General features: G+C 63.3%; 1 protein-coding gene. It reads right to left on the reverse strand.

The features are described 5' to 3' along the window. Window positions 1-39 precede the first annotated feature (39 nt). Window positions 40-529 (reverse strand): aminotransferase class III-fold pyridoxal phosphate-dependent enzyme (locus tag EOA28_RS37995; protein WP_148671221.1); only part of this gene is annotated, 490 nt, incomplete at its 5' end.

Consider the following 529-nt stretch of genomic DNA (forward strand, 5'->3'; position numbering starts at 1 on the left):
CAAGCACTCTCTCCATATCGGCTCTCCCTTGGCGAGGGCTCAGTGATTGACCGGCAGGTCAAGTTCGGCGGCAAGTGCCTCCAGCGTGTCGCCAAGCACCGCGATAATCTCGCCGATCTGTTCGCGGGTTGTGATCAAAGGCGGGCAGACCATGAAATTATCGCTCACCGGCCCGCCGCGCACGCGCCGCGAGTAGATGATGAGTCCACGCTCGAAGGCCAGATCGATGAGCCGCAAATTGGCGTTGAGATTCTGTGGCAACGGCGTCCTGGCCAAGGGGTCGGCGTAGAGCTCCGCACCCATGAACAGGCCCTTGCCTCGCACGTCGGCAACGAAAGGAAAGCGACGCGACAGCGCTTCGAGTTCGGCCCTCAGCACTTCGCCCATGACAGCGGAATTCTCGACCAGGCCAAGGCGGTCGACCTCGCCGAGAACGGCAACGCCGGCCGCGCAGGCGACGGGGTTACCGCCATAGGTATGGCCATGCAGGAAGCCGCCCGCCGTAACGACCGGTCCGACGACTGTCTCT

The organism is Mesorhizobium sp. M2A.F.Ca.ET.067.02.1.1 (assembly GCF_004023285.1).
Lineage (GTDB): Bacteria > Pseudomonadota > Alphaproteobacteria > Rhizobiales > Rhizobiaceae > Mesorhizobium.